19 protein-coding genes are annotated in these 23,262 nt (G+C 58.2%); 5 read left to right on the top strand and 14 right to left on the bottom strand.

Annotated features, from left to right (window positions below; all coding sequences use genetic code 11):
• Positions 1-28 precede the first annotated feature (28 nt).
• From ACP7EE_RS10470 to ACP7EE_RS10485, 4 genes are all read right to left on the bottom strand, one after another.
• A complete protein-coding gene (locus tag ACP7EE_RS10470) occupies positions 29-2,101 on the bottom strand; it encodes a TerD family protein (RefSeq protein WP_426234435.1) in 2,073 nt (690 codons plus the stop codon).
• Positions 2,102-2,319: 218 nt separating this feature from the next.
• Positions 2,320-4,464, bottom strand: a complete 2,145-nt coding sequence (locus ACP7EE_RS10475) for an alpha-ketoglutarate-dependent dioxygenase AlkB (protein WP_426234436.1) — start codon at positions 4,462-4,464, stop codon at positions 2,320-2,322.
• A 20-nt stretch (positions 4,465-4,484) separates the two neighbouring features.
• Positions 4,485-5,582: an AAA family ATPase gene (locus ACP7EE_RS10480; protein ID WP_426234437.1), complete on the bottom strand. Its 1,098-nt coding sequence runs from the start codon at positions 5,580-5,582 to the stop codon at positions 4,485-4,487.
• Positions 5,579-6,406, bottom strand: a complete 828-nt coding sequence (locus ACP7EE_RS10485) for a hypothetical protein (RefSeq protein ID WP_426234439.1) — start codon at positions 6,404-6,406, stop codon at positions 5,579-5,581. The genes ACP7EE_RS10480 and ACP7EE_RS10485 overlap by 4 nt, the downstream gene beginning before the upstream one ends.
• A gap of 221 nt (positions 6,407-6,627) precedes the next feature.
• On the opposite strand from ACP7EE_RS10485, the gene ACP7EE_RS10490 reads away from it, so the two are divergent.
• Both ACP7EE_RS10490 and tadA read left to right on the top strand, forming a co-directional pair.
• The gene (locus ACP7EE_RS10490; protein WP_426234440.1) at positions 6,628-8,004 is read left to right on the top strand and encodes a multicopper oxidase family protein; all 1,377 of its coding nucleotides are present in this window, start codon (positions 6,628-6,630) and stop codon (positions 8,002-8,004) included.
• Positions 8,004-8,504, top strand: a complete 501-nt coding sequence (gene tadA, locus ACP7EE_RS10495; RefSeq protein ID WP_420650587.1) for a tRNA adenosine(34) deaminase TadA — start codon at positions 8,004-8,006, stop codon at positions 8,502-8,504. Before ACP7EE_RS10490 ends, tadA begins: the two co-directional genes overlap by 1 nt.
• 167 nt (positions 8,505-8,671) lie before the next feature.
• On the opposite strand, the gene cmoB is transcribed toward tadA, so the two are convergent.
• From cmoB to ACP7EE_RS10535, 8 genes are all read right to left on the bottom strand, one after another.
• On the bottom strand, positions 8,672-9,628 hold the full coding sequence (cmoB, locus tag ACP7EE_RS10500) for a tRNA 5-methoxyuridine(34)/uridine 5-oxyacetic acid(34) synthase CmoB (RefSeq protein ID WP_426234441.1): 957 nt from the start codon (positions 9,626-9,628) through the stop codon (positions 8,672-8,674).
• Positions 9,625-10,368 (bottom strand): carboxy-S-adenosyl-L-methionine synthase CmoA, encoded by a 744-nt coding sequence (cmoA, locus tag ACP7EE_RS10505; RefSeq protein ID WP_420650589.1) that lies wholly within the window; start codon positions 10,366-10,368, stop codon positions 9,625-9,627. Before cmoA ends, cmoB begins: the two co-directional genes overlap by 4 nt.
• A 208-nt stretch (positions 10,369-10,576) precedes the next feature.
• Positions 10,577-11,212, bottom strand: a complete 636-nt coding sequence (locus tag ACP7EE_RS10510) for a lysoplasmalogenase (RefSeq protein ID WP_426234442.1) — start codon at positions 11,210-11,212, stop codon at positions 10,577-10,579.
• Positions 11,213-11,214: 2 nt separating this feature from the next.
• Positions 11,215-11,607 (bottom strand): protease inhibitor I42 family protein, encoded by a 393-nt coding sequence (locus ACP7EE_RS10515; RefSeq protein WP_426234443.1) that lies wholly within the window; start codon positions 11,605-11,607, stop codon positions 11,215-11,217.
• A 230-nt stretch (positions 11,608-11,837) separates the two neighbouring features.
• Complete coding sequence (gene lon, locus ACP7EE_RS10520; RefSeq protein ID WP_426234445.1) at positions 11,838-14,261, bottom strand: endopeptidase La; 2,424 nt, start codon at positions 14,259-14,261, stop codon at positions 11,838-11,840.
• A 612-nt stretch (positions 14,262-14,873) separates the two neighbouring features.
• Positions 14,874-15,245: a DUF6124 family protein gene (locus ACP7EE_RS10525; RefSeq protein WP_426234446.1), complete on the bottom strand. Its 372-nt coding sequence runs from the start codon at positions 15,243-15,245 to the stop codon at positions 14,874-14,876.
• 374 nt (positions 15,246-15,619) lie between these two features.
• A complete protein-coding gene (locus ACP7EE_RS10530) occupies positions 15,620-18,031 on the bottom strand; it encodes a glucose/quinate/shikimate family membrane-bound PQQ-dependent dehydrogenase (RefSeq protein ID WP_426234447.1) in 2,412 nt (803 codons plus the stop codon).
• A 106-nt stretch (positions 18,032-18,137) separates the two neighbouring features.
• Entirely contained in the window at positions 18,138-19,499 is a 1,362-nt protein-coding gene (locus ACP7EE_RS10535) for a carbohydrate porin (RefSeq protein WP_426234448.1), read from the bottom strand.
• A 300-nt stretch (positions 19,500-19,799) separates the two neighbouring features.
• On the opposite strand from ACP7EE_RS10535, the gene ACP7EE_RS10540 reads away from it, so the two are divergent.
• Together ACP7EE_RS10540 and ACP7EE_RS10545 are read left to right on the top strand one after the other, a co-directional pair.
• Positions 19,800-20,030 carry a VF530 family DNA-binding protein gene (locus ACP7EE_RS10540; protein WP_420650596.1) on the top strand — a complete coding sequence of 77 codons (231 nt, stop codon included), beginning with the start codon at positions 19,800-19,802 and terminating at the stop codon, positions 20,028-20,030.
• A gap of 1 nt (position 20,031) precedes the next feature.
• Positions 20,032-20,664 carry a Pr6Pr family membrane protein gene (locus ACP7EE_RS10545; protein ID WP_426234449.1) on the top strand — a complete coding sequence of 211 codons (633 nt, stop codon included), beginning with the start codon at positions 20,032-20,034 and terminating at the stop codon, positions 20,662-20,664.
• A 157-nt stretch (positions 20,665-20,821) separates the two neighbouring features.
• Here ACP7EE_RS10545 and ACP7EE_RS10550 read toward each other — a convergent pair whose 3' ends face one another.
• A complete protein-coding gene (locus tag ACP7EE_RS10550; protein ID WP_426234450.1) occupies positions 20,822-21,607 on the bottom strand; it encodes a siderophore-interacting protein in 786 nt (261 codons plus the stop codon).
• Entirely contained in the window at positions 21,604-22,179 is a 576-nt protein-coding gene (locus ACP7EE_RS10555) for a PadR family transcriptional regulator (protein WP_420650599.1), read from the bottom strand. The genes ACP7EE_RS10550 and ACP7EE_RS10555 overlap by 4 nt, the downstream gene beginning before the upstream one ends.
• Positions 22,180-22,673: 494 nt before the next feature.
• Between ACP7EE_RS10555 and ACP7EE_RS10560 the strand changes: the two genes are divergently transcribed.
• Positions 22,674-23,153: a CS1 type fimbrial major subunit gene (locus tag ACP7EE_RS10560; protein WP_426205952.1), complete on the top strand. Its 480-nt coding sequence runs from the start codon at positions 22,674-22,676 to the stop codon at positions 23,151-23,153.
• Positions 23,154-23,262 lie beyond the last annotated feature (109 nt).

Here is a 23,262-nt window from a genome sequence, read left to right on the forward strand (position 1 = left end):
TCAATGAACGCAAAGGCAGGCGCAGGTATTAGAGGAACTGTGACCGAATCAAATCCGTATCGAACGGAGTTATCCCTTGATCAGGTGCAAACACCGCTTGTGCCTGCTGCGGCGAAACCACTCGTTCGCCTCGTGCTCGTACATGCAAATCGAACAATGTCTCCAGATCAGGCCTTGGTGTATGTACCAAAGCTCGCAGCATCAACGATATCCCGCTGAGGTTGTTCCCGACATTGTTCCACCGGGGAGCTGAGGTCAATCCCAGGTCGGCCCAGATCACCCGCCGCTCCTGCAAGTCCATCACGAATGGCAGACAGATCTGTGTGTCGGATGCGATATCGATACGATCGAACACCGTTCGTGGCTCGAATACTTCACCCGATGCCGTATCGGCGCGGGCCATCCAGCCAGCGAAGCATTCTGGCAGATCGCAGTACGGCTGCTGGGTGTATGAGTTGATGGACGTGACGACATAACGGATTCCCTTCTCGACGAGGACTTCAAGGTCGAGGTCAATGAACTCCGAAGCCCCCTCGGGCGCGTCGACGATGTCGCCGCTGTGGTAGCCGCCGTAATCTCTCAGGTTGTAGTACGCAACCGTTTCTTTGAACACGAAGTTGGCGTCGAAAAATGCGGCGGACAAATCGATGTCCGTGCGTGAACGACCGTTTTTCCACCATAGGAAAAGGCGAATGAAACGTGTGTCAGGCATAGGCAAGCGACTGCCCCGCACCAGTGTGCGTAGTGACTTCGATGAAGCACGCTGTGCCAACGGTACTCTGTATTCGCGTAATTCTGGATCGATGTAACAGCGACCCAACGGCGCTAGTGTCGCAAAACGCGTTACCAGAGCGTCCTCGCAGATTCGGGCTGCACGAGCTAGCACCTCGGGTGCGAGAGGCTCTCGGTGATCCTTGATGCCATAGACTTTGGCGAATGAACCTTTCGGCGTGAAGGCTCGCAGGGGTAGGGGGCGTGGAGCGCGTACCTGGGCCAGCACCTGCAGCAGGACAGGCGAGGACACTTGTGCCGCAACAGCCTCGAATGCATCGAGAACCGACTCTGGTTCCGTCGCGCGTCGCAGTGTTGCGTCCAGCCGGCGCGCGAACTCACCGGGACGGCTTTGTAGCACGGACACAAGCTCGGCAATATCACGCTGGGCGAACAATGTTTCGACACGTGAACCAAATGAGTCAGTCGCTTCGTTGCGACGCGCCGCAGTGATGGCGGCCAGCGCTTTTGGATACTTATCGGCGTAGTCGCCAGGATGAAGTACTTCAGCCAGACGTTTCCAACGCTCGGCTTGCCGCATCACGTCTTCCGTAGCGTTGGGTATTCGATCGAGAAGGCTCAACAGCAGACGGCGTATCGAGCGCTTCATCGCTTTGAAACGTGTCGTAGCGGTCGCCAGTGACACATCTCCTCCGTTCAACGCGACCGCGAGTCGTAATACGTCAGTTGCTGTCTCGACGTTTCGCTCCAGGAATGCATCCACCCGTGCATCACCGGGTACATGCCGGATCAGCGCCCCGCCAACTTGTGCCCGGATCTCCCGGAACGGAATGACCTCAGGCAGCAGACGGAACACATCACTGTTGTATTCGCGGATAAACCAGATGACATCGGCAGCTTCTTCTTCGGAGAGCGATGTGCGTGATGAAACCAGTGGCTCAAACAGTGACTCGAACTCAGGGATGCTTCCCGGTTCGATAACCCAAGGTACGAGCTTGCCTTCAAGCAATGGAGGTCGAGATTCTTCAGTCGCTGGTAAACGTCGAAGCGTGAGGTAATGCATGACGGCGTTAAGGTACAGCTCGGCCTCCGAGGCCGTCAGAACCTGCTCTGGAAAGTCAGGATAAAACGGCCGGTGGTGCACATGAGCGCCACTCCTGCGCCGAAGAATTCCGACAATGTCATGCAACCAGTGCTTGAGTTCTGTCGCCGACAACAGGCCGATTTGCTCAATCAGAGGCTCTGACAGTACGCATCTGAACGCCGCGATTTCCCGGACAGCCGACGCGACCTGAGCGCGCGTAGCGCCGCCAATGCCCATCGGGACGTGAACTTTGCTACGGCGACGCAGGAACAGCTCCTGATTCATGCTTGATTTTCTCCCTAGGTCGCCGTCGTTAGCGAGCTGCAGCATCATGTCTACAGCCGATATGAAAACGCCTGCTAGGAGCAGGCGCGGTGTGGAGAGCGGAACCCCTAGTTCATAGGGTTTAGAAGGAAGGTGTTCCATAGCCACGGCGGAATTCTACGGGAGGTTCTCCCCGTATGTAAGGTTGTTGCGCAGCCTAACGGTTACAAGCTGCTTCACTAGTTACTTGGTGGCTCTCTATCGACCTTTCTGAAGGTTAACGAAATTCGACGGCCGCGTAGGTTGCCCTGCTCGCTCTTGCGCTGTGGTATCTCATGAGACCATTCGTATCGGGCCGGGCCATCCATTGAAACCGCGCTTCGCTGAGACAGGTTAGTCTCGAATTTTTCATTGCCCGATCTGAATGTCATTTGCCACGTCTCGCACAAACTGATAGTGACAATTGGCCCGCGGAAGCAGTCAGGGCAATCAATGTGCTTACTGATGCCTTGATTTCCTACGTACTCGTTGACGATGACTTGATCGGGTAATTCTTTAACCATGCCTAGATCAAGTAAACGCTGTCCTAGAGTTTGCGCCCACTTTGGCAAGGGTCCCAAGTACGAGGCAGAGTCAACTTTGCGAAGCTTGTAGTTGTACCTCCAACCATAGTGCTGAACCCTGCGTTTCAAGTCAGATAACCACTCACCTAGCTCGACCCATTCGAGCAAGCGGAGTTCTTCTGCCTCGGTTATGAAGTCACGCTTGATCTTAAGACCTTTCGGTGCGAGAGGGTCCGTCACCTCAGCGTTGACAGTTTCGGTAGGTGGGAAAGGTAGCTTCTGCGCAATACTTCCGGTCGCCAGCCATTTTCTGAAAATATCCGAATCGAACCGGTCAACTTGCTCGATATTCTCGGGCAGAGAAAGATACAGATCGCCCGTGACATTCAATTGTCTCGAGTCTCGATCAATTTCAATTCGGCCATCACCCGATAGTTGAATAGCCGCGTTTTGAATACGCAAGGTAGGCCGAATTGCTGCCGGGAAGAGCCATTTGGCAATCTCGATGGCTTTATCTTGAATCAAGGCGTTTTCGAAGTTTGCGCTATACCAGTGTCCGCGCTTGCCTAACGGGCGTTGGGCCCATACTTGATCGGCACATAAAAACTCTATTTGGCCTTCAGCGAGTCTCCAGTTTATTGCTCCGATTTTGTGAGTGGGCCATTGCGGCGCTGGAGACTTTGCACTCGCTCCGGATTGCCATGTGAGCAACGCTAACTGTCTACTCGATTCGGTTAGACCTCTGAAACGTATCTCCAGGTTTCGATAACCAGTGACCAGCCCACTCAAAATCGCGCCTGACCACCAGATAGCAGGTGGTAAGGCAGGCATGTCATTCTTCCAAGTGATGAATTGATCAGGTTTGGGACGCAACAGAATGAGTTGCAACACCAGTCCCACCGGATCGTAGTCGCCTCTCTCTTTTTGTACTACCTGTCTGTCCTCCAGAATCGCGCTCGTCTGCAGCAGCAGATCGTCGAGTGTCCCTGGCTCAATGGCAGCGCATCGCGCTTTGTCGCATATCGTTTCGAGCAGATCCGAAGGACGCCATGCTTCTCGTACATTGACTTCGGAAAATGTTTCCAGCATCGCGCGCCACAAGGCTATGGCCGGCGTCATGTGCGTCGGTCCACCAGGCTGATGCCATGGCAAGTGCGCAAGCCATGGCGCGTCCAGTGATGCGAAAAACTCAGGTGGCTGATGCTCTGAAAATGAGTCGCATAGAGCATGCAGCCACGGATCTATGGTAGGAATAGCCCAGACCGCCATCGTTGCAGCACCTCGCAAAGCATTCCATCGATCTGGTGGGAACGCAGGCGTGCTTGGCGATTTTTTGGGTGGATTGAAAGCCTGGGTGACTTCATCCTCGACGAGAATCGGCTGTTCTGGCAAAGCAAGATTCGAGAAGCCCTGAACCATCGCAATCAAACGTTCTTTGTCCGATTCAGACTTCACGCAGAAGTGGCTCACTGCGAACAGAGGTAATGCGCTAGGCCAGCAGACTTTCTTGTCTTGCTTCGTATCAAGCAAACCGTTGGACCAAGCTCGGTTGCGGTGTCTCAGCACCTTTATTGTTGGAAGCAGGCTCGAATCAAACCAGACGGTAATGGCGATTCGATCCTCTGGGAGCTTGCGCTCCAAAGGTTTGTTTACACCGAGATACAAGCCCGGCTCGTTCGCAGGCATGCACCACTCATCAGCCAGAAAACTCAGCCAGGCCCTGTGGTCGAGCGAGAGAGCCATTCGGCTTTCGGGAGGCTGAGTATTTTCAGGGCGAGCGTCTTCCTGCTCGCTTTCAAGGAACAGTGGCATCGTTGTCATTGGCGCCTGCGGCTTCGCAATCATCTGTTCAAAAGGTTCGGAGCGGGTAATCGAGAGAGCTGATGCTGAGTCAAAGGAGGCAGACCGTTGAAAATGGTGAGGTGATCCCGTGCTCGCGCGCAGAGCATGTACAGGCGTCTTTGCTCATCGGTGAGGCTTTCGCGTGATGGGCGAAAGAGATCTTGCAAGTAGACAGTGTTGAATTCAAGACCAATCACCGCGAGGCTCGTCAGAACAGTAATTCCAGGTGTCATCAGTTTGATTTTGTGTTCGCTTTCCTTTGGCGCTTTGTGGGTGTAAACATCCACGCGTGTGCCAGGTTCCAGGGTTGCCTGAAGGAGGGTTTGCAGATCTATAGCATCTTGGATGGTGTGTACGAGCACGCCGATTGATCCGCCCCGGTTGCGGTAGCCGTTAGCAATTAGTGTGACCGCTTGTGACCAACCGGAAACAAATTCAAGACGTGGAACAGAACCGCTTCGTCCACGCCGGACGATGCCAGGTGGAAGAGTATTACCGCGATGGTGAAAGTGCTCTGCTACCTGGGCAATTTCTTCAGTGTTGCGATGGTTTTCCATTAACCGGAAAGGTTCTGGCATTGGAGCATTACAGATATCTTGAATTGATGCGCGCTGGCCGTCGGTGGTTTGATCCTCATCGGCGAAAACAGTTACGGTCTTTGCTCCGTAACGCACAGCCCAAGAATAGAACGCTGCTGGGAGATTCTGTCCCTCATCGATGATCAGGTGGTCGAGTGTTGGCTCGACCTGAGCAGATTCATATTGCGCCATTACGGCTGGCCAATCGTAGTGAAAGCGTTGGACTGGTTGAGGAGCGATGTATCCGAACCGGCTGGAGAAATCCTTAGTAAAGAACGTATTCATCGTATTCGCTGCGATCTTTTCGCCGCCTAATTGAAGTGCCAGTGCTGCAAGCATACGATTCTTGGTTATCAGGACAGCGCTGCGCTTGAGATTCCTCAAGTATTGGGTTCTGTAGACCGCCATGGTTGTTTTGCCCGAACCAGGGGGACCCAAGACGAACAAATTTTCATCCGGTGGGGCGTGGTAGATTTTCATCTGTTCATCGATCAAATCGTCTAGCACTGGGAGTTTCATAAACACTTGTCTCTGAAATTTTGTTGTTTCGCGCTCTTGAAGAAGAGTGCGTAATGAAGGTCTTTAGGGTTGCGTGTGCGGGTGAACGGTTCGAGATGTTCTCCACAAGACGTAAAACCGCCAGCTATCAGGCTTTCACTGAAGGCAGGGAATTTTTGTCGGGCTTTTTCGCTCGGGCTGTTGGTATAGAGCACCGCGCATGGACCAGGTCCTATGCGTTTGTGAGCGGCTAGGATGTCGGCAACCAATTTCTCCGGCACCAAAGTTGGGCTGGCAAGGAGATATGACGCGACGAAGATTGTGAGCTCACCTCGCACGGCTCCGAAGTCGATGCCTGACAGCTCGTCGGTGAACTGAAAGCGCGTCTGAATGTGCAGGGCGTCCTGGGCCTTAGTGGCTTCTGCCATCCGGTTTCCCAAAACGCGCATCGATTCATATTGATCCACGCCGTAATAACGGAACATCTTCTCCGGTCCCAGTACAGCGGCCAGTGACAGACCCGCCGTAAATGGACCGCAGCCGAGATCGACGACCGTCGGGCGATTGCTTAAAGAGGACGTTTTGAAGAGTTGGTCGAAAGCGCATCTGAGTTCATCCAGATGCCGACCCTGGTTGTACTTCGCATACAGGAGAGCTTTGTCCGGCCCTGTCAGTTCTTTTTGAGGGGAATCGAAGTCAGCTTGGCCGCCCTTGATGACTTCAATAAAAACCTTGTCTCGCGGCCATCCCAAAAACGTGGTGGCTGTGGTTCGAGCGTCAGCGGTTATTGGGGTGTTGACCTCTTGGTCGATGACTTTGTTGAGCCATCCCGGGTATGCAGGCATGCACAATCCTTGTGTTTTCGTTTGGATCCAATAGTTAGGTCAAAGTGCCACTATTTGACGAAGACATCAACCACTCTATCGGAGGATTGCCCAATTTGGTTTGTAGCTGAATGCTGATCGGTGCGTCTCTCGGTCGCCCTTACTGTTTCTCATCCGCAGGTGTATCGTATTCGCCTTTTGCGGGCCTTGGCCCGCCGCAAATACGTGAGGTAGTTGAGTTCATGTCCTTTACCCGTCGCCAAATCCTCGGTGGCCTGGCCGGTCTTGTTGTCGTTGGCGTGGGGGCGGGGGGCGCGTCGCGCTATTGGTTGGGCAAGATGGCCGATGCTGACGCGGGGCATGACTATGAGCTGATCGCTGCGCCGCTGGACGTTGAACTGGTGCCGGGGCACAAGACTGAGGCCTGGGCGTTCGGGCCGTCGGCGCCGGGTACCGAGTTGCGCGTGCGTCAGGGCGAATGGCTGCGCGTGCGCTTCATCAATCACTTGCCGGTCGCGACCACCATTCACTGGCACGGCATTCGTCTGCCGCTGGAGATGGATGGCGTGCCGTACGTTTCGCAGTTGCCGGTGTTGCCGGGCGAATACTTCGACTACAAATTCCGTGTGCCGGACGCTGGCAGCTATTGGTATCACCCGCACGTCAGTAGCAGCGAAGAGCTCGGTCGCGGGCTGGTGGGGCCGCTGATTGTCGAGGAGCGCGAGCCGACCGGGTTCAAGTATGAAAAGACTTTGAGCCTGAAGAACTGGCACATCGATGAGCAAGGCAACTTCGTCGAATTCAGCATTCCGCGTGAAGCGGCGCGTGGCGGTACGGCGGGGCGGTTGTCGACTATTAATGGTGTACCGCTGCCGGTGATTGATCTGCCGGCCGGGCAGATCACGCGGGTACGTTTGCTCAATCTTGATAACACCCTGACTTATCGCATCAACATTCCCGGTGTCGAAGCGCAGATCTATGCGCTCGATGGCAACCCGATCGAACCGCGCCCATTGGGCAAGGAATATTGGCTCGGCCCCGGCATGCGTATCTGTCTGGCGATCAAAGCGCCTGCGGCGGGTGAAGAACTGTCGCTGCGCAACGGCCCGGTGCGACTGGGCACGTTGCGCTCGGTAGCCAACAACGAGGCGCCGACACAATGGCCACCCGCACTGCCGGCTAACCCGGTAGCCGAACCCGATCTGGCTAATGCCGAGAAACTCAACTTCAATTTCGAATGGGTCGGTTCAGTGTCGGTGAACGTCGACAACGGCAGGCCGCCAAGCCTGTGGCAGATCAATGGCAAGGCTTGGGACATCACTGACAAAACCTGTGCCGACCGGCCGATTGCCAGCCTGAAACTGGGGCAGAGCTATATTTTCGAACTGAAGAACATGACTCAGTATCAGCACCCGATCCATTTGCACGGCATGAGTTTCAAGGTGATCGCGTCGAATCGGCACAAGATCATTCCGTACTTCACCGACACGTATCTGCTGGGCAAGAACGAGCGTGCGCAAGTGGCGCTGGTGGCGGATAACCCCGGTGTCTGGATGTTCCACTGCCATGTGATCGACCACATGGAAACCGGCCTGATGGCCGCCATCGAGGTGAAGTGATGCGCCAGATTCGCCCCGCCGCGATCATCGACCGCAGCCGTGACCGCGACTTCATGCGCGAAGCGTTGGTGCTGGCGGCACAAGGCGCGGCGCTCGGCGAAGTGCCGGTGGGCGCGGTGCTGGTGCAGGACGGCGAGATCATCGGGCGCGGCTTCAACTGCCCGATCAGTGGCAGTGACCCGAGTGCCCACGCGGAGATGGTCGCGATCCGTGCGGCGGCTCAGGCTGTGAGTAACTATCGTCTGCCGGGCAGTACGCTTTACGTCACGCTGGAGCCGTGCAGCATGTGCGCCGGCTTGATCGTGCATTCGCGGATTGCGCGGGTGGTGTATGGCGCGCTGGAACCCAAGGCCGGGATCGTGCAGAGCCAGGGGCAGTTTTTTACCCAGGGCTTTTTGAATCACCGGGTGTTGTATGAAGGTGGGGTGTTGGCGGAGGAGTGTGGGGCGGTGCTCAGTGAGTTCTTTCGGGCACGCCGAGCAAAGAGCCCCTCACCCTAACCCTCTCCCAGGGGAGAGGGGACCGACCGAGGTGAATGTTGACGTTACGCCGACCTGAAATTTTTGAGCCGAACTCAAGTTCTGAAAAGCTTGAAGATCGGCTCCCTCTCCCTCGGGAGAGGGCTGGGGTGAGGGGTGGGCTCACCGCGGAATTTTGGGAGATCGGGTTACTTCTTCGCGACAATCACCGCACGCATCGGCGCCGGCAGCCCTTCTACGGTTTTGCTGTGATCCTCGGGATCAAGAAAATCGCTCAGCGACTGATACTTCATCCACTCCGTCCCGCGTTGTTCCTCGACCGTGGTCGTACTCACGTCAACACAGCGAATATCGGTAAAACCGGCGCGGCGCAGCCATAATTCCAGCGCCGGCACCGATGGCAGGAACCACACGTTACGCATCTGCGCATAGCGATCTTCGGGCACCAGCACTTGATGCTTGTCGCCTTCGACCACCAGGGTTTCCAGCACCAGTTCGCCACCCTTGACCAGGCAATCCTTCAGCGCCAGCAAATGCTCGATCGGCGAGCGACGGTGATAGAACACGCCCATCGAAAACACTGTATCGAAACCTTCCATGTTCGGCGGCAGGTCTTCGAACGGGAACGGCAAGTGCCAGGCATTCGGCTCTGACAGATAACGCTGCACGGCCTGGAACTGGCAGAAGAACAACCAGTTCGGATCGACCCCGATCACGCTGTCAGCACCCGCACCGAGCATGCGCCACATGTAATAGCCGTTGCCACAACCGACATCGAGGATGCGTTTGCCTTTCAGATCCAGATGCGGCGCGACCCGCGACCACTTCCAGTCCGAGCGCCATTCGGTGTCGACGTGCACGCCGAACAGGTCGAACGGCCCTTTGCGCCATGGCGACAGGCCCATCAATGCAGTGCGCATTTGCGCGCGGGTTTCATCGTCGCAATCGGTGTCGAGCTTCAAGCCGTTGAGCAAGTCCACTTCGTTCGGCTGGATCTTCGGCAAGGCGTCCAGCGCACTTTGCCAGCGCTCGAGATCGCCGTGGCCTTTCTCCATTTTCTTGTCGAGTTGCGCTTGCAGGGTGTTGGCCCATTCGGCCAGCGGCGAGCCGGCCAAACGGCGGGCGAGGGGGGACAGATCAATCATGGCAAGGCAATCAACGAGGCAAAGTTAAGACACTGGAACCACGGCACGACTTTCGAGAACCCGGCGGCCAACAGGCGTTCGCGGTGTTCTTCGAGGCTGTCGGGCTTCATGACGTTTTCGATGGCGCTGCGCTTCTGGGCGATCTCCAGATCGCTGTAGCCGTTGGCGCGCTTGAACGCGACGTGCAGATCAGTGAGCAGCGCGTGTTCTTCAGCATCGTTGAAACGCAGCTTCTCCGACAGAATCAATGCGCCGCCGGGCAGCAAAGACTGGCGAATACGCGCGAGCAACGCGGTGCGCTGATCGGGGGCGATGAATTGCAGGGTGAAATTCAGCGCGACGACCGAGGCGGGCTGGAAGTCGAGCGCAAGAATGTCGCCTTCGATCACTTCGACCGGCAGCAACTCCTGGAACATCGAATCCTGACCGTTGAGGTATTCACGGCAGCGCTCGACCATCGCCGCCGAGTTATCCACAGCGATCACCCGGCAACCTTCGGTGCGCACATGCCGACGCAGCGCTTGAGTCACCGCGCCGAGGGACGAACCGAGGTCGTAGAGCACGCTGTTCGGCTGAGCAAATTGTGCCGCGAGCACGCCGAGGTTTTCGACGATGGTCGGATAACCCGGTACCGAGCGCTTGATCATGTCCGGAAACACCCGCACCACGTCCTCGTTGAAGGCGAAGTCAGGCACCTGGGCCAAAGGCTGGGCGAAAATGCGATCGGGTTCTTTGCTCACGGCGATTCCGGCGGTGGAAATGGAAAGGCCGGCATTTTAGCCAAAGTGGCGCGCGGATGCTTGGGTTGTCCGACGTGGCGAGGGGATTTATCCCCGTTGGGCTGCGTAGCAGTCCTGAATCTTCGCATGCGGTAGGCCTGATTCACCGCGATTGCAGATTTTGGGGCGGCTTCGCCACCCAACGGGGATAAATTCCACGCCACAGGGGTTAGCGTTTGCTTTGGGAGAACGCCGAGGCGGCGATGCCCCACTGGCCTAGCCAGTAACTGAGAATGATGACGTACGGCGCTGCGTTGAAGGGGGCGGCGAAGCGGTCGATGCCGATCACGCTGTCGGAAAACACGAATGCCAGCGCACCGCCGGCCGCGAGCAATGCCGAACGCTTCGGCACATCAGTGCCGAGACGCGCGAGTGCGCGCCAGAGCATGGCGCTGATGGCTGTGCCGTAGATGATCACTGGCACCAGCAACGGCCCGAGGCCGTGGGAAATCAGAATCCCCAGCAGCACGGCGCCTACACCGAGGGCGAGAATCAGCGGCAACAGCGCCAGACGTTTGCAGTCGCTGAGGTAAGCCTTTAGATATGCCAGATGCGCAACCAGAAACGCGCCCAAGCCAAACACAAACAAATCCCCCGGCCACGCCAGCAGCACATCACCGAGTAGCGAAAAAATCAGACCGAGGCTGATCCAGCGGCGGTAATCGCTTGGTGGTGCATCGTGCAGCCAACCGAGCAACGCCAGCACCGGCAACGGTTTGACCAACAGACACAGCAGCGCCGCGTGGGTACTCAAGCCGTAAAGAAAAGTCACCGCGCCCATCAGCGCCAGGATCAGCCAGCCCACGCTCAGTTCACCGAGATTGCGCAGTCAAAGGTTTCCACCGGCAGCACTTCCGGTGCCCATGGCTGTTGCGAGGTCAGGCGCAGACGCCCCGTGCCGGCGGTAAACGCCTGGAAGCGCCAAGTGGACACACCGGCCGCGCCGACCACGCCAGCGTCTTCCGGGTTGGTGTAAACCTCGGGGCTGAGCGCGCGCAACACGCCGCCGGCCGAATCCTGAATGGCCCAGCGATAACCAGTGGTGGGATTGCTTGGCAGGGTGATGATCAGGTTTTGCCCGTTGGTGAGTTTCACCGGGCATTCGCTTTGTTTTTCCACGGCCACGTTGGTTTTCGGCTGCGTGGCGCAGGCGGCCAGCAGGGCGAGGGACAGCGGGACAAACAGGCGAGTGGGGGACATAGGGTCAGCGGCTCCGGGCGTTCACGACGAACGGCGAGCATAACTGAAGATGAGACGAAGTGTGACAGTGCGGGAATCGGTGTTGTTTCGGCTGACGCCATCGCTGGCAAGTCGAATCGTCGCACCGCAGCTCCCACAGGATTTGCGGTGAACACAGGTGTTGTGAACACCGCGACCACTGTGGGAGCTGGCTTGCCAGCGATAGCGGTACAGCAGGCACTACAGCAATGTCAGAACAGCACCTTCGCCACATCCGAAAACTTCTTCGCGAAGTGCACGGTAATACCTTCCTTCAGATACTCCGGCAACTCCTCAAAATTTCCCCGATTCGGCTCCGGCAAAATCAGCTCGAAAATCTTCTGCCGCCGCGCCGCAATCACCTTCTCGCGCACCCCGCCAATCGGCAGTACATGCCCGGTCAGCGTCAGTTCGCCAGTCATTGCCACACCTTTTTTCGGCGCTTGATTACGCGCAAGTGAAAGCAGGGCGCTGGCCATGGTCACGCCGGCGCTCGGGCCGTCTTTCGGGGTTGCGCCTTCCGGCACGTGCAGGTGGACGAAAGCTTCGTCGAAGAATTTCGGATCGCCACCAAACGACTTCAGATGCGAGCTGACGTAGCTGTAGGCGATCTCCGCCGACTCTTTCATAACATCACCGAGTTGTCCGGTGAGTTTGAAACCACGGTTCAGCGTGTGAATGCGCGTTGCTTCGATCGGCAAGGTCGCGCCGCCCATGCTGGTCCAGGCCAGACCGGTGATGACACCGGTGCCGGACAGCACTTGCTCGTTGCGGAATACCGGATGACCTAGGGACGCTTCGAGGTCTTTCGGCGCGATCTTGATCACCGCTTTCGGCTCGTCGATCAATTTCACTACGGCTTTACGCACCAGTTTGCCCAGCTGTTTTTCCAGCTGACGCACCCCGGCTTCACGCGCATAACCGTCGATCAAGGCTTTCAAGGCGCTGTCGCTGATGCTCAGGCTGCCTTTGGACACACCGGCCTTTTCCAGCTGTTTTGGCCACAGGTGACGCTTGGCGATGGCGACTTTTTCTTCGGTGATGTAGCCCGACAGGCGAATCACTTCCATCCGGTCGAGCAACGGGCCGGGGATCGAATCGAGGGTGTTGGCGGTGCAGACGAACAGGACTTTCGACAAGTCCATGCGCAGGTCGAGGTAGTGGTCGAGGAATTCGACGTTCTGTTCCGGGTCCAGCGTTTCGAGCAGCGCCGAGGCCGGGTCGCCCTGGTAGCTCTGGCCCATCTTGTCGATCTCGTCGAGCATGATCACCGGGTTCATCACTTCGACGTCTTTCAACGCCTGCACCAGTTTGCCCGGCTGCGCGCCGATGTAGGTGCGGCGATGGCCCTTGATCTCGGCTTCGTCGCGCATACCACCGAGGCTGAAGCGGTAGAACGGCCGGCCGAGGGATTCTGCAATCGATTTGCCGACGCTGGTTTTACCCACGCCCGGCGGGCCGACCAGCAGCACGATGGAGCCGCTGATCTCGCCTTTATAAGCGCCGACCGCGAGGAATTCGAGGATGCGGTCCTTGATGTCGTCGAGACCGGCGTGGTGTTTGTCGAGCACCTTGCGCGCATGCTTGAGGTCGAGTTTGTCCTCGCCGTACACGCCCCACGGCACCGAGGTGGCCCAGTCGAGGTAGTTGCGCGTGACTGCGTATTCCGGTGATCCGGTTTCGAGGATCGACAGCTTGTGCGTTTCTTCGTCGAGGCGTTTCTTTACCTGCGCCGGCAGGACTTTGCCTTCAAGACGTTGCTGGAACTGTTCGATATCGGCGCTGCGGTCGTCCTTGGTCAGGCCGAGTTCTTGCTGAATGACTTTGAGCTGTTCCTTCAGGAAGAACTCGCGCTGATGCTCGCCGATCTTGCGGTTCACTTCGGCGGAGATTTCTTTCTGCAGACGCGCGACTTCGACTTCCTTGCGCAGCATCGGCAGGACTTTCTCCATGCGCTTGAGCATCGGCACGCAGTTGAGCACGTCTTGCAGTTCGGGGCCGGTGGCGGAGGTCAGGGCGGCGGCGAAGTCGGTCAGCGGCGACGGATCGTTCGGGCTGAAGCGGTTGAGGTAGTTCTTCAGTTCTTCGCTGTACAACGGGTTGAGCGGCAGCAGTTCCTTGATCGCGTTGATCAGCGCCATGCCGTAGGCCTTGACCTCATCGGTCGGCTCGGTCGGCTGGTGCGGGTATTCGACTTCCACCAGATACGGCGGACGATGGTGCTTGAGCCAGGTCTTGATGCGCACACGGCTCAGGCCCTGGGCGACGAATTGCAGTTTGCCGTTTTCGCGGCTGGCGTGGTGCACCTTGACCAGCGTGCCGTACTCGGGCAATGCGCCGGTGTCGAAGTGGCGCGGGTCTTCCTGGGGCGTGTCCATGAAGAACAGGGCCAGGGAGTGGTGTTCGGATTTGCTCACCAGTTCGAGGGTTTCGGCCCACGGTTCTTCGTTGACGATGACCGGCAGGACTTGGGCCGGGAAGAACGGGCGGTTGTGGATCGGGATGACGTAGACCTTGTCCGGCAGGTTCTGGCCGGGGAGGGCCAGGCCTTTGCCGGTGGGGTGGTGTTCGATGTGGTCGTCTGTGGTTTCGGTGTAGTCGGCGGGGTTATCGGGGAATTCTTGCTGGTCGCTCATGGGGCACCTGCGCAATTGGATATGGGTGTTAGATGGGGCAGGCTTTGCGTGGTTTCAATGGCAGCGGATATTTCAGAGTGTGTGTTCAGGGTTTGGACAGGGTTTTTTGGGTGTGGGGTTTGGGGTTTGGGTGAATATCCGTTTCTTCGGGTGCTGCTTCTGGCGGTTTCGCCCTGACGGTCGACTCCCTTTGGCAAACGCCGGAATGCCGGCCCAGCCCAAAGGAAGCAAAGGTCTTTACCCTGACGTTCGGCCCGCTCGCTTAGGCTCGGGGTTCCTTCGTTACGGGATTCATCCGGGGGCATCGCCTCCGGTTTGCTGCGCTGCACCTCCTCTCGATGTTCCCCCCGGATGAACCCCTCCACTCAGCCTGCCGATGGGCGCTTGAGATCAAGAGCTGCAGCCGAGCTAACGCTCATCCTGTTGAGTGGTGGTGGGGCAAAATCTGAAGCAGATCTGGTGGTGTTCAAAATCTGCGTTCAGCTCGGTATTTCACGTCGGCGTATTTTTCGTGGGCACCTCGGTCGGTCCCCTCTACCTCTGGGAGAGGGCTAGGGTGAGGGCAGCTCTGGAAGGTGCTTGAGTCTCAGCCTCAACCCCAAACCATTTCAGCTACTGCCTCACAGGCTGACCAACCTCGACATTATCCAACACCCGATTCACCGCCAGTTCCGCCAGCATGATCACTTGCTGTATCCCCAGAATCCGATGCCGCTGCGGCGAGTCAACGTAGGCCGCAACATCGCTGGCCATGACGCTCGCAGTCGCCAACGATTCACACGCATGCGCCAACAGACTCTCGTCGTCCATACCTTGGGCGATCTGAAACATCTGGCTCGGTTGCCGGCCAGGGCATTTTTTCGGGATGGGGTTGAAGTGGTGGTCGAGGGCGCGTTCGGCGGCGTCGTGGAATTTCTTTGAATCGGCCGATTCGTAGGGCGAGGTGTCGTCGGTTTCGGGTGGGTTTGGTGTTGGCTTTTTCATGATGGAACTCCATTCGGGATGTGGAGTTCGCCGCTCACTGCGACCAAGCAGTAGGGTGGCGAACCGTACGCAGGTTGGTCGACCAGGGAATGGATACCCGGCAGGGCCGTTAGCCCTCCCACGCACAGTTCGCCATAAGCAAGCTTATAAAGTGCGCCATTCTAAACCCGGACGACCAAGCCCGTTCGCTGAATTTGCAGCGACGCCCCAAAGCCTACCCAGCGCATTTCCGAGCCACAACCGACGCGAGTTGTCGGAAACATTCCCACCAAACGCCCAAATCTGTAGGACATAAACAGCGCGTGTAAAAACCATCGTGCACAAAAAAGGCGACACCCTCACGGGCGTCGCCTTCCTTTTACCGCCGCTAAAGCTTATTCCGGCAGTTTGTACGCAATCACATAGTCACCCATCTTGGTGCCCAGCGAGCCGTGACCGCCGACTACGAGCAGCACATATTGCTTGCCGTCCTTGCCGGTGTAGGTCATCGGGGTTGCCTGGCCGCCAGCCGGCAGGCGAGCTTTCCACAGCTCTGCGCCGTTGTTGACGTCGTAGGCGCGCAGGTATTGGTCGAGCGTGCCGCTGAGGAAGCCGACGCCGCCGGCAGTCACGATCGAGCCGCCCATGCTTGGCACGCCAAGGTTCATGCCGATCGGGATTGGCGAGCTGTCGCGGGTAGTGCCGTTTTTGCGTTTCCACACGACTTTGCCGGTGGTCAGGTCGATACCGGCAACGTAGCCCCAGGCCGGGGCCTGGCACGGTACGCCGATTGGCGACATGAACGGGTGCATGATCACCGCGTAAGGCGCCCCGGTGTTGGGTTGCACGCCAGCGGTTTCGCTTTCGCGTTTGCTGCCGGCGGCGACTTTTTCGCGCGGCACCATTTTCGAGACGAAGGCCATGTAGTTCGGGCTGGTGAACAGCATCTGGCGAACCGGATCGACCGACACGCCGCCCCAGTTGAAGACGCCGACGTTACCCGGATAGATCAGGCTGCCCTGTTCCGACGGAGGGGTGTACTGACCTTCGTAACGCAGTTCCTTGAACTGGATGCGGCACATCATCTGGTCGAACGGGCTCGCGCCCCACATGGCTTTTTCGGTCAGTTCCGGGGCCAGCAGGTTGAGGTCCGAACGGGCCTGGGTCGGTGCGGTGCGGTCACCTTTCACGGCGCCTTGCGGAACCGGGATTTCCTTGATCGGAATGATCGGCGTGCCGTCACGACGGTCCAGCACATACAGGCTGCCCTGTTTGGTCGGAGCGATCAGCGCAGGTTTGATGCCGTCGGCGGTTTTCATGTCCAGCAGGGTAGGCTGGCTGCCGACGTCCATGTCCCACAGGTCGTGGTGGGTGAACTGGTAGTTCCAGCGCACTTTACCGGTAGCGAGGTCCAGCGCGACCAGGCCGGCGCTGAATTTCTCGGCGCCCGGGGTGCGGTCAGCGCCCCACTGGTCTGGGGTCTGGTTGCCGAGTGGCAGATAAACCATGCCGAGTTTTTCATCGACACTGGCCAGCGACCACATGTTCGCCGAGTTGCGGCTGTAGGTCTGGCCCGGGGCCAACGGCTCGGTGGCGTCCGGGTTATTGCTGTCCCAATTCCATACCAGATGACCGTCGCGCACGTCGTAGGCGCGGATCACGCCGGACGGCTCGTTAGTCGATTCGTTATCGGTAACGTGGCCGCCCATGATCACCAGATCACGAGTGATCGCGGCTGGCGAGGTGGAGTAGTAGCCACCCGGGGTGAACGGGCCGATGCCTTGGGTCAGGTCAACCACACCGTTGGTGCCGAAGCCTTCGCAGATTTTGCCGGTGTCGGCGTTCAGCGCGATCAGGCGTGCATCGGCGGTCGGCAGGTACAGACGACGCGGGCAAGCTTGAGCGACGCCTTTGCCAGCCTCGGAGATCACGGCGGACGTGGCGTTCTCAGCTTTCGCGTAAGCCGCTTCGTCGTAGTACGACACGCCACGGCAGGTCATGTGGGCGAAGCCTTTGAAGCCGACCGGGCTCTTGATCTGTGGGTCGAAGCGCCACAGTTCTTTGCCGGTGTCCGGATCCAGCGCCAGCACTTTGCTGTGAGCCGTGCAGGCGTAGAGCATGCCGTTGGCTTTGAGCGGGGTGTTTTCGTTGGTCAGCTCGACCGGATCATCGGCCGTCGGCAGGTCGCCAGTCTGGATGCGCCAGGCTTCTTGCAGCTTGCCGACGTTGGCCGGGGTGATCTGCTTCAGCGGCGAGTAGCGGTCACCGAATTCGGTACGACCGTAGGCCTGCCAGTCGCCATCAGGCATTTGCGGCGCGGCGCTGGTGGTGTCGGCAGTCTCGCGACCCAACTCGCCAAAGGTTTCACCCGGGTGGGTGAACTGACTTGCCAGTGCAGTGGCGCCGGCCAGAATCACAGCCACGCTCAAAGCGCCGGTGCCCATTGGCGCAGGGCCATTGATCAGCAGCGGACGGCGGAACCACGGCAGCAGCATGACCACGCCGAGGGCGAACCACAGGGCCAGACGCGGCACCAGTTGCCACCAATCCAGGCCCACTTCCCACAAGGCCCACACGGTGCTGGCGAACAGCACCACGGCGTACAGGCCCAGCGCGGCACGACGGCGCATCAGCAACAGAATGCCGGTCAGCGCAATGCCGATACCGGCCAGCAGGTAATACAGCGAGCCGCCGAGCATGCTCAGCTTGATCCCCCCGGCCAGCATGGCCAGGCCCATTAGCAGAAGCAGAATGCCGAGCAGGTTCGGCAGAAGACGGCTTCGACTCGAAGCACCTTCAGTGCTCATAGTGTGGTTCTCCGTGACGTTTCAAGTAGTCCCGCGCTGTAGTCACTGTAGATGACGATCCGGCGCGGGCATGGTTCAGATAAAACTTGTTTAGCTAACGAAATCTTTAGAACGAAGACTGGATCTTGATCCCGCCGATCAGCGCGTCATCGACTTTGTCCACGCCACCCGGGTGGCGGATGTATTGCAGGTTCGGGCGCACCGTCAGCCAATTGGTGACGTGCACGCCGTAATAGAGCTCGGCGCTGTATTCGGTGTCTTGCGGCGGCAGGAACGACGGGTCGTCGTAGTCATAAACCGCGCGCGCCTGATTGGTCGCTTCGGCGTTTTTGCGGAAGGCCGGGTTGACGTGCACGCGGGCCAGGGCGAAGCCGATGTCGTCTTTGGCGCGGGCATCGAAGGGGCCTTTGTAGGTGATACCGGCCTGCACGTAGTTATCGATGGCGTTGGTTTTCTTGTCGTGCATCGTTCCGTTGGCGAACACGCTCAAACCTCGCGAGTTATCGCTGGCAACGCTGGTGATCTGCTGCTGCACGCCGAGCCACACGCCGTGTTTACTGGAGGCGCTGCGGTAGGCTTCGCCGCTCAGGGCCGCCGGCTGACCGTTGCGGTCTTTATAGGCGTCGGTTGCCTTGGCATTGCTGTAGTAGTAACCGGCGCGGTATTCGCCCGGCAGGCCGTTGAGTTTCGGCGTCCACACCAGCTCGATCGGCAGAATTGCGCCCTGGGTGCCGCTGCCGCTGAGCTTGAAGCCGTTGCCGCGATCCAGATTCGACGGGTTCTGCTCATACGCGCCGACCTGTGCGTACAGCTCCGGCGTCAGGTGATATTTGACGCGCATCGCCCATTGGCTGACCGGCCAGTTGTACCAGATGCCGCCGACCCAGTTGCCGACCTGCGAGCCGCAGAACGCGAGGTTCTGGAAATCGCACGGGAAGGTGTTGAAGTCTTCGCCTTCGCCAAAGCGGCCGACCTTGATGTCGAGCTTCTGGTCGAAGAATTTCTGCTGATACCACATCTGCGTCAGGCGCGTGGTCTGGCCACGGCCCCAGACTTCCTGCGCCGAGGTGAAGCCACCGACGCGCGGATCGTTGATGCGGTCGTTGCTGATGTTGTTGCCGCTGCGTTTGGTCACGGTCAGTTGAAACTCTGCATCGCTCCAGCCGAGGAGTTTTTGCAGGTCCAGATGCGTGCCCAGACCCCATTGATCGCTGTAACGCGCCGTGCGGTCGTGGTCATAGCCGCCGTGCAGATTGCTGCCCATTTCGCCGGTGTAATCGAGTTTGAAGTCGATGCCTTTTGCCGAGAGTTCGCTGCGCGTGCCGTTCCAGTCACCGAGCATCCACGGTGATTCACTGTCGAAGGCCGGTGCGGCTTGCGCGCAGGTGGCGAGGCCAAGGGCGGAGCAGCCGGCGATCACGCGCAGGGTTGAGATAGCGCTGTCTCGGAAAAGCGGAAAATCGGGCATAAATAGGTCTTTCTTGATCTTTTTTTGGGGATGGGCTGGCCGCTACGATTTGTCGCAGGCAATGAAGCGATTCAGCAGAAGGCCGGCAGGATAATGATCTGTAACAAAAAGACAAAGCGCTTTTGCAGACATGCAGCCTTTCGGATTCTGTAACAGTGCGGCAATAGAGCGCATTGCGGGCACCGCGCAAGGCTGCGATCTTCGTTGGTTGACCTACATTTAACGCTAGGCCTTCCACCTGCCGATGCCCTCGGCTAAGGTGCGCGGCTTCTGCAGTTTCACTTCGCCCAAAGGCCTGGCATGAACGACCACAACCCCGATCCGCTGCACGGCGTGACCCTCGAACAGATCCTCAATGCGCTGGTGACCCACTACGAATGGTCGGGGCTGGCCGAGCGTGTCGACATCCGTTGCTTCAAGAGCGATCCGAGCATCAAGTCGAGCCTGACCTTTTTGCGCAAGACCCCGTGGGCGCGGGAGAAGGTCGAGCGTCTGTACGTGAAGCTGATGCGCACCAAGCGCCCGCTCTGAGATGAGCGCCGTATTGCGGCGACGTCTGATTACCTCGGCCGCCACGCTTGGTTGGGCGGGGCTGAGCATTCAGCTGTATCTGATTTTCTTCGCTCGATTGAGTGTCGACGCCAGTCTGCTGGGTGGACTGGTGAGTTTTTTCAGCTACTTCACGGTATTGACCAACACGCTGGTGGCGGTGGTGCTGACTTGCGCGGTGACGGATGGTGATTCGGCTGCGCGGCGCTGGTTTTTGCTGCCATCGGTCAGTAGCGCGATTGCCGTGAGCATCACCGTGGTCGGCCTTGCGTACAGCGCTTTACTGCGGCATTTGTGGCATCCGGAAGGCTGGCAGTTTATCGCCGATGAATTGCTGCATGACGTGATGCCGCTGCTGTTCCTGACATATTGGTGGTTTTGTGTTCCGAAAGGCACGTTGCGCCTGAAGCATCTGCCGCTGTGGCTGATCTATCCGCTGGTGTACTTCGCCTATGCGCTGCTGCGCGGGCATTTGCTGGGCGCTTATGCGTACCCGTTCATTGACGTGGCGCAGTTGGGTTATCCACAGGTATTTCTCAATGCCGGGGGGATATTGGTGGGGTTTTTGTTGATTGCACTTATCGTCATTGGCCTCGACCGCTGGCATCCAGACTGAACAAGGTCAGCCCCTGTGGCGAGGGAGCTTGCTCCCGCTCGGCTGCGCAGCAGTCGTAAACCCAGCGATTGCGTTTACCTGACATAACGAGTCGGCAGGATCAGGGGCTGCTGCGCAGCCCAGCGGGAGCAAGCTCCCTCGCCACAAATGTGCGCAGTTACTCTTCTTCAGAACCCTCAGCGCGCCAGTAGCCTGCGGCTTTGACCAATTGCTCATCCAGCCCATGCTCATCCAGCAGCACCCGGCGGATCTGCCGCGAGACTTTGCTCTCGGTCGCGACCCACGCATACAGACTGCCCTTGGGCACCTGCAACTGCTTCACAGTGGCCAGCAGGTTGTCCTTGCCACCATCGCGCAGCACCCAGATCACATTGACCTGCGCCGCACTCTCCAGCACTTGCTGCTCACTGCCATTCGCCACTTCGATTACCACCAGCGCCTTGCGATTGGACGCCAGACCTTCGAGACGGCGCGCGATGGCGGGCAGGGCGGTTTCGTCGCCGATCAGCAGGTAGCTGTCGAAGATGTCCGGCACGATCATCGAGCCGCGCGGCCCGCCGATGTGCAGAAATTGTCCGGGCTTGGCCTGCTCGGCCCAGGTCGAAGCAGGGCCATCGCCGTGCAGAACGAAATCGATATCCAGCTCAAGTGTGTCGAGGTCATAGCGGCGCGGGGTGTAGTCGCGCATCTCGGGCATTGGCACGTCAGTCTTGCCAGCGCCGAGCACCAGATTCTCCAGCGCAGCGCTTTGTTCGGCGTTCTGCGGGAACAGCAGTTTGACGTGATCGTCAGTGCCGAGGCTGATGAATCCGGCCAACTCAGGCCCGCCCAAAGTGATGCGGCGCATGCGCGGCGTCAGGTCGACCACGCGCAATACTTCGAGCCGACGGCGTTTGATTTCGTGCATCACACGGTGAATGGTTTGGGTATCGACTGCGGTCATTCGGCTTGCTCCGGGGCAGGTTGTACGGCGGGGCCGTCGACGATGGCTTTGGCGGTGTCGTTGAGCAGATCACGCACACGCAGGATTTCTTCGGCGCTCCAGCGTCCGTGGTGCATTTGCAGGGCGTGGCGCAAGTTGTGCACCGCTTCGTGGATTTCCGGCGGCCGGTCATGGCCGCGCAATGAGCGCTTGCTCACATCGATGCGCATGCGCACGCCGTCGAGGGCCACGGCTTGTTCGCTGAGGGATTGGCGGCCGGCATCGGTCACGGCGTAGCGTTTTTTGCCGCCCTCGGCGTCGCCCGAGATCATTTCGCTTTCTTCCAGAAAGGTCAGGGTCGGGTAGATCACGCCGGGGCTTGGGCTGTAGGCGCCATCGAACATGCCTTCGATCTGGCGGATCAGGTCGTAGCCGTGGCACGGCTGTTCGGCGATCAGCGCCAGCAGCAGCAATTTCAGATCACCGGGGGCGAATACCCGTGGACCGCGACCGCCGCGCTCGCGGCCCGGGCGCTTTTCAAAGCCGTCGCGGCCATCGCCGTGCTCTCTGTGGGGGGAATGATGGTCTCTCATTTTCTGTCTTCTCTCGTCGTGTTTAGATACAACTTAAGATATATCTTTTGCGTTGTGCAAGGCGTTTTTGCCGGACAGCCGACGAGCGGCCGCCGAGCTCTGGCCCACGGCAATCCTCGCGGCATAAGTTTTATTTGATGGATTTAAAATAACCGGAAAGTTAAAGCTATGACTCTATTAATATTGAGTTTATATTCTAAAAAGTAATGAAAGTGCCGGTTGGCAAAGTTCGGATTGGTGTAATGTTTTTTAGCGAAAACTGTGCGTAGTCCAAGTATTACAGTCGTATTTTGATATTCTCGGTTTTCAGTGTTTTTTCTTTCCAGTCGCGAGGCTGTTGAACTACAACTTCGTGGGAAGTTGCCTGCTTACATTCCGAAGAGAACAGTCGATCATGCCCCGGCGTTGAACTTGCGAGTATCTCGGCCGGTATCGGCAAGCGTTACTTGAACTTCAATGTTTCGATCCCAAAAAAAGCACACAGGTACTGACCGATGTTCAAGAAAACTGCAATCACTGCGTCCCTGGCTGTTCTGGCTCTGAGTTCGTCCATGGTCTTCGCTGCCGGTGAAGCCCGTCACTCCATCAGCCTCGTCGCGCACGTACCTACCGACGGTTTCTACGTAGTGCCGACCGACCCGGATCTGGTCAACAAGGACCAGGACATGAGCTTTCAGCCGACCACTGGCAAGCTGCGCGAAGTCAACGGCTTCTTCGATGTGCGCAATAACAATGGTTCGGTTCACGCCAGCCTGGAAAGCCTGCCGAAACTGATCGCGGGTTCTGAATCCATCGACCTGCAAGTTTCGTTCAACAACAAGGTACTGGACCTGACACCGAAACTGGTGGTGGATGAGGCCGACTCCGATGTGAACTACCGCGCACCTTTGAACATCAAGGCGCTGGGCAGTTCTTTTAAACCGGGCGATTACACCGGTTCGGTGGCAATGATCTTTGATGCCGTGACACCTTGATCGATTGATCAGGCGTTAAACGCCAACTTAAACAAGTGGCGTTCCCCGGCGGAACATATCTTCCCCGTCTGTTCCGCCGGATTTCAACGTGTTTGTAAATCAGAGTAAG

The sequence above is a fragment of the Pseudomonas sp. TWP3-2 genome, assembly GCF_049897765.1.
GTDB lineage: Bacteria > Pseudomonadota > Gammaproteobacteria > Pseudomonadales > Pseudomonadaceae > Aquipseudomonas.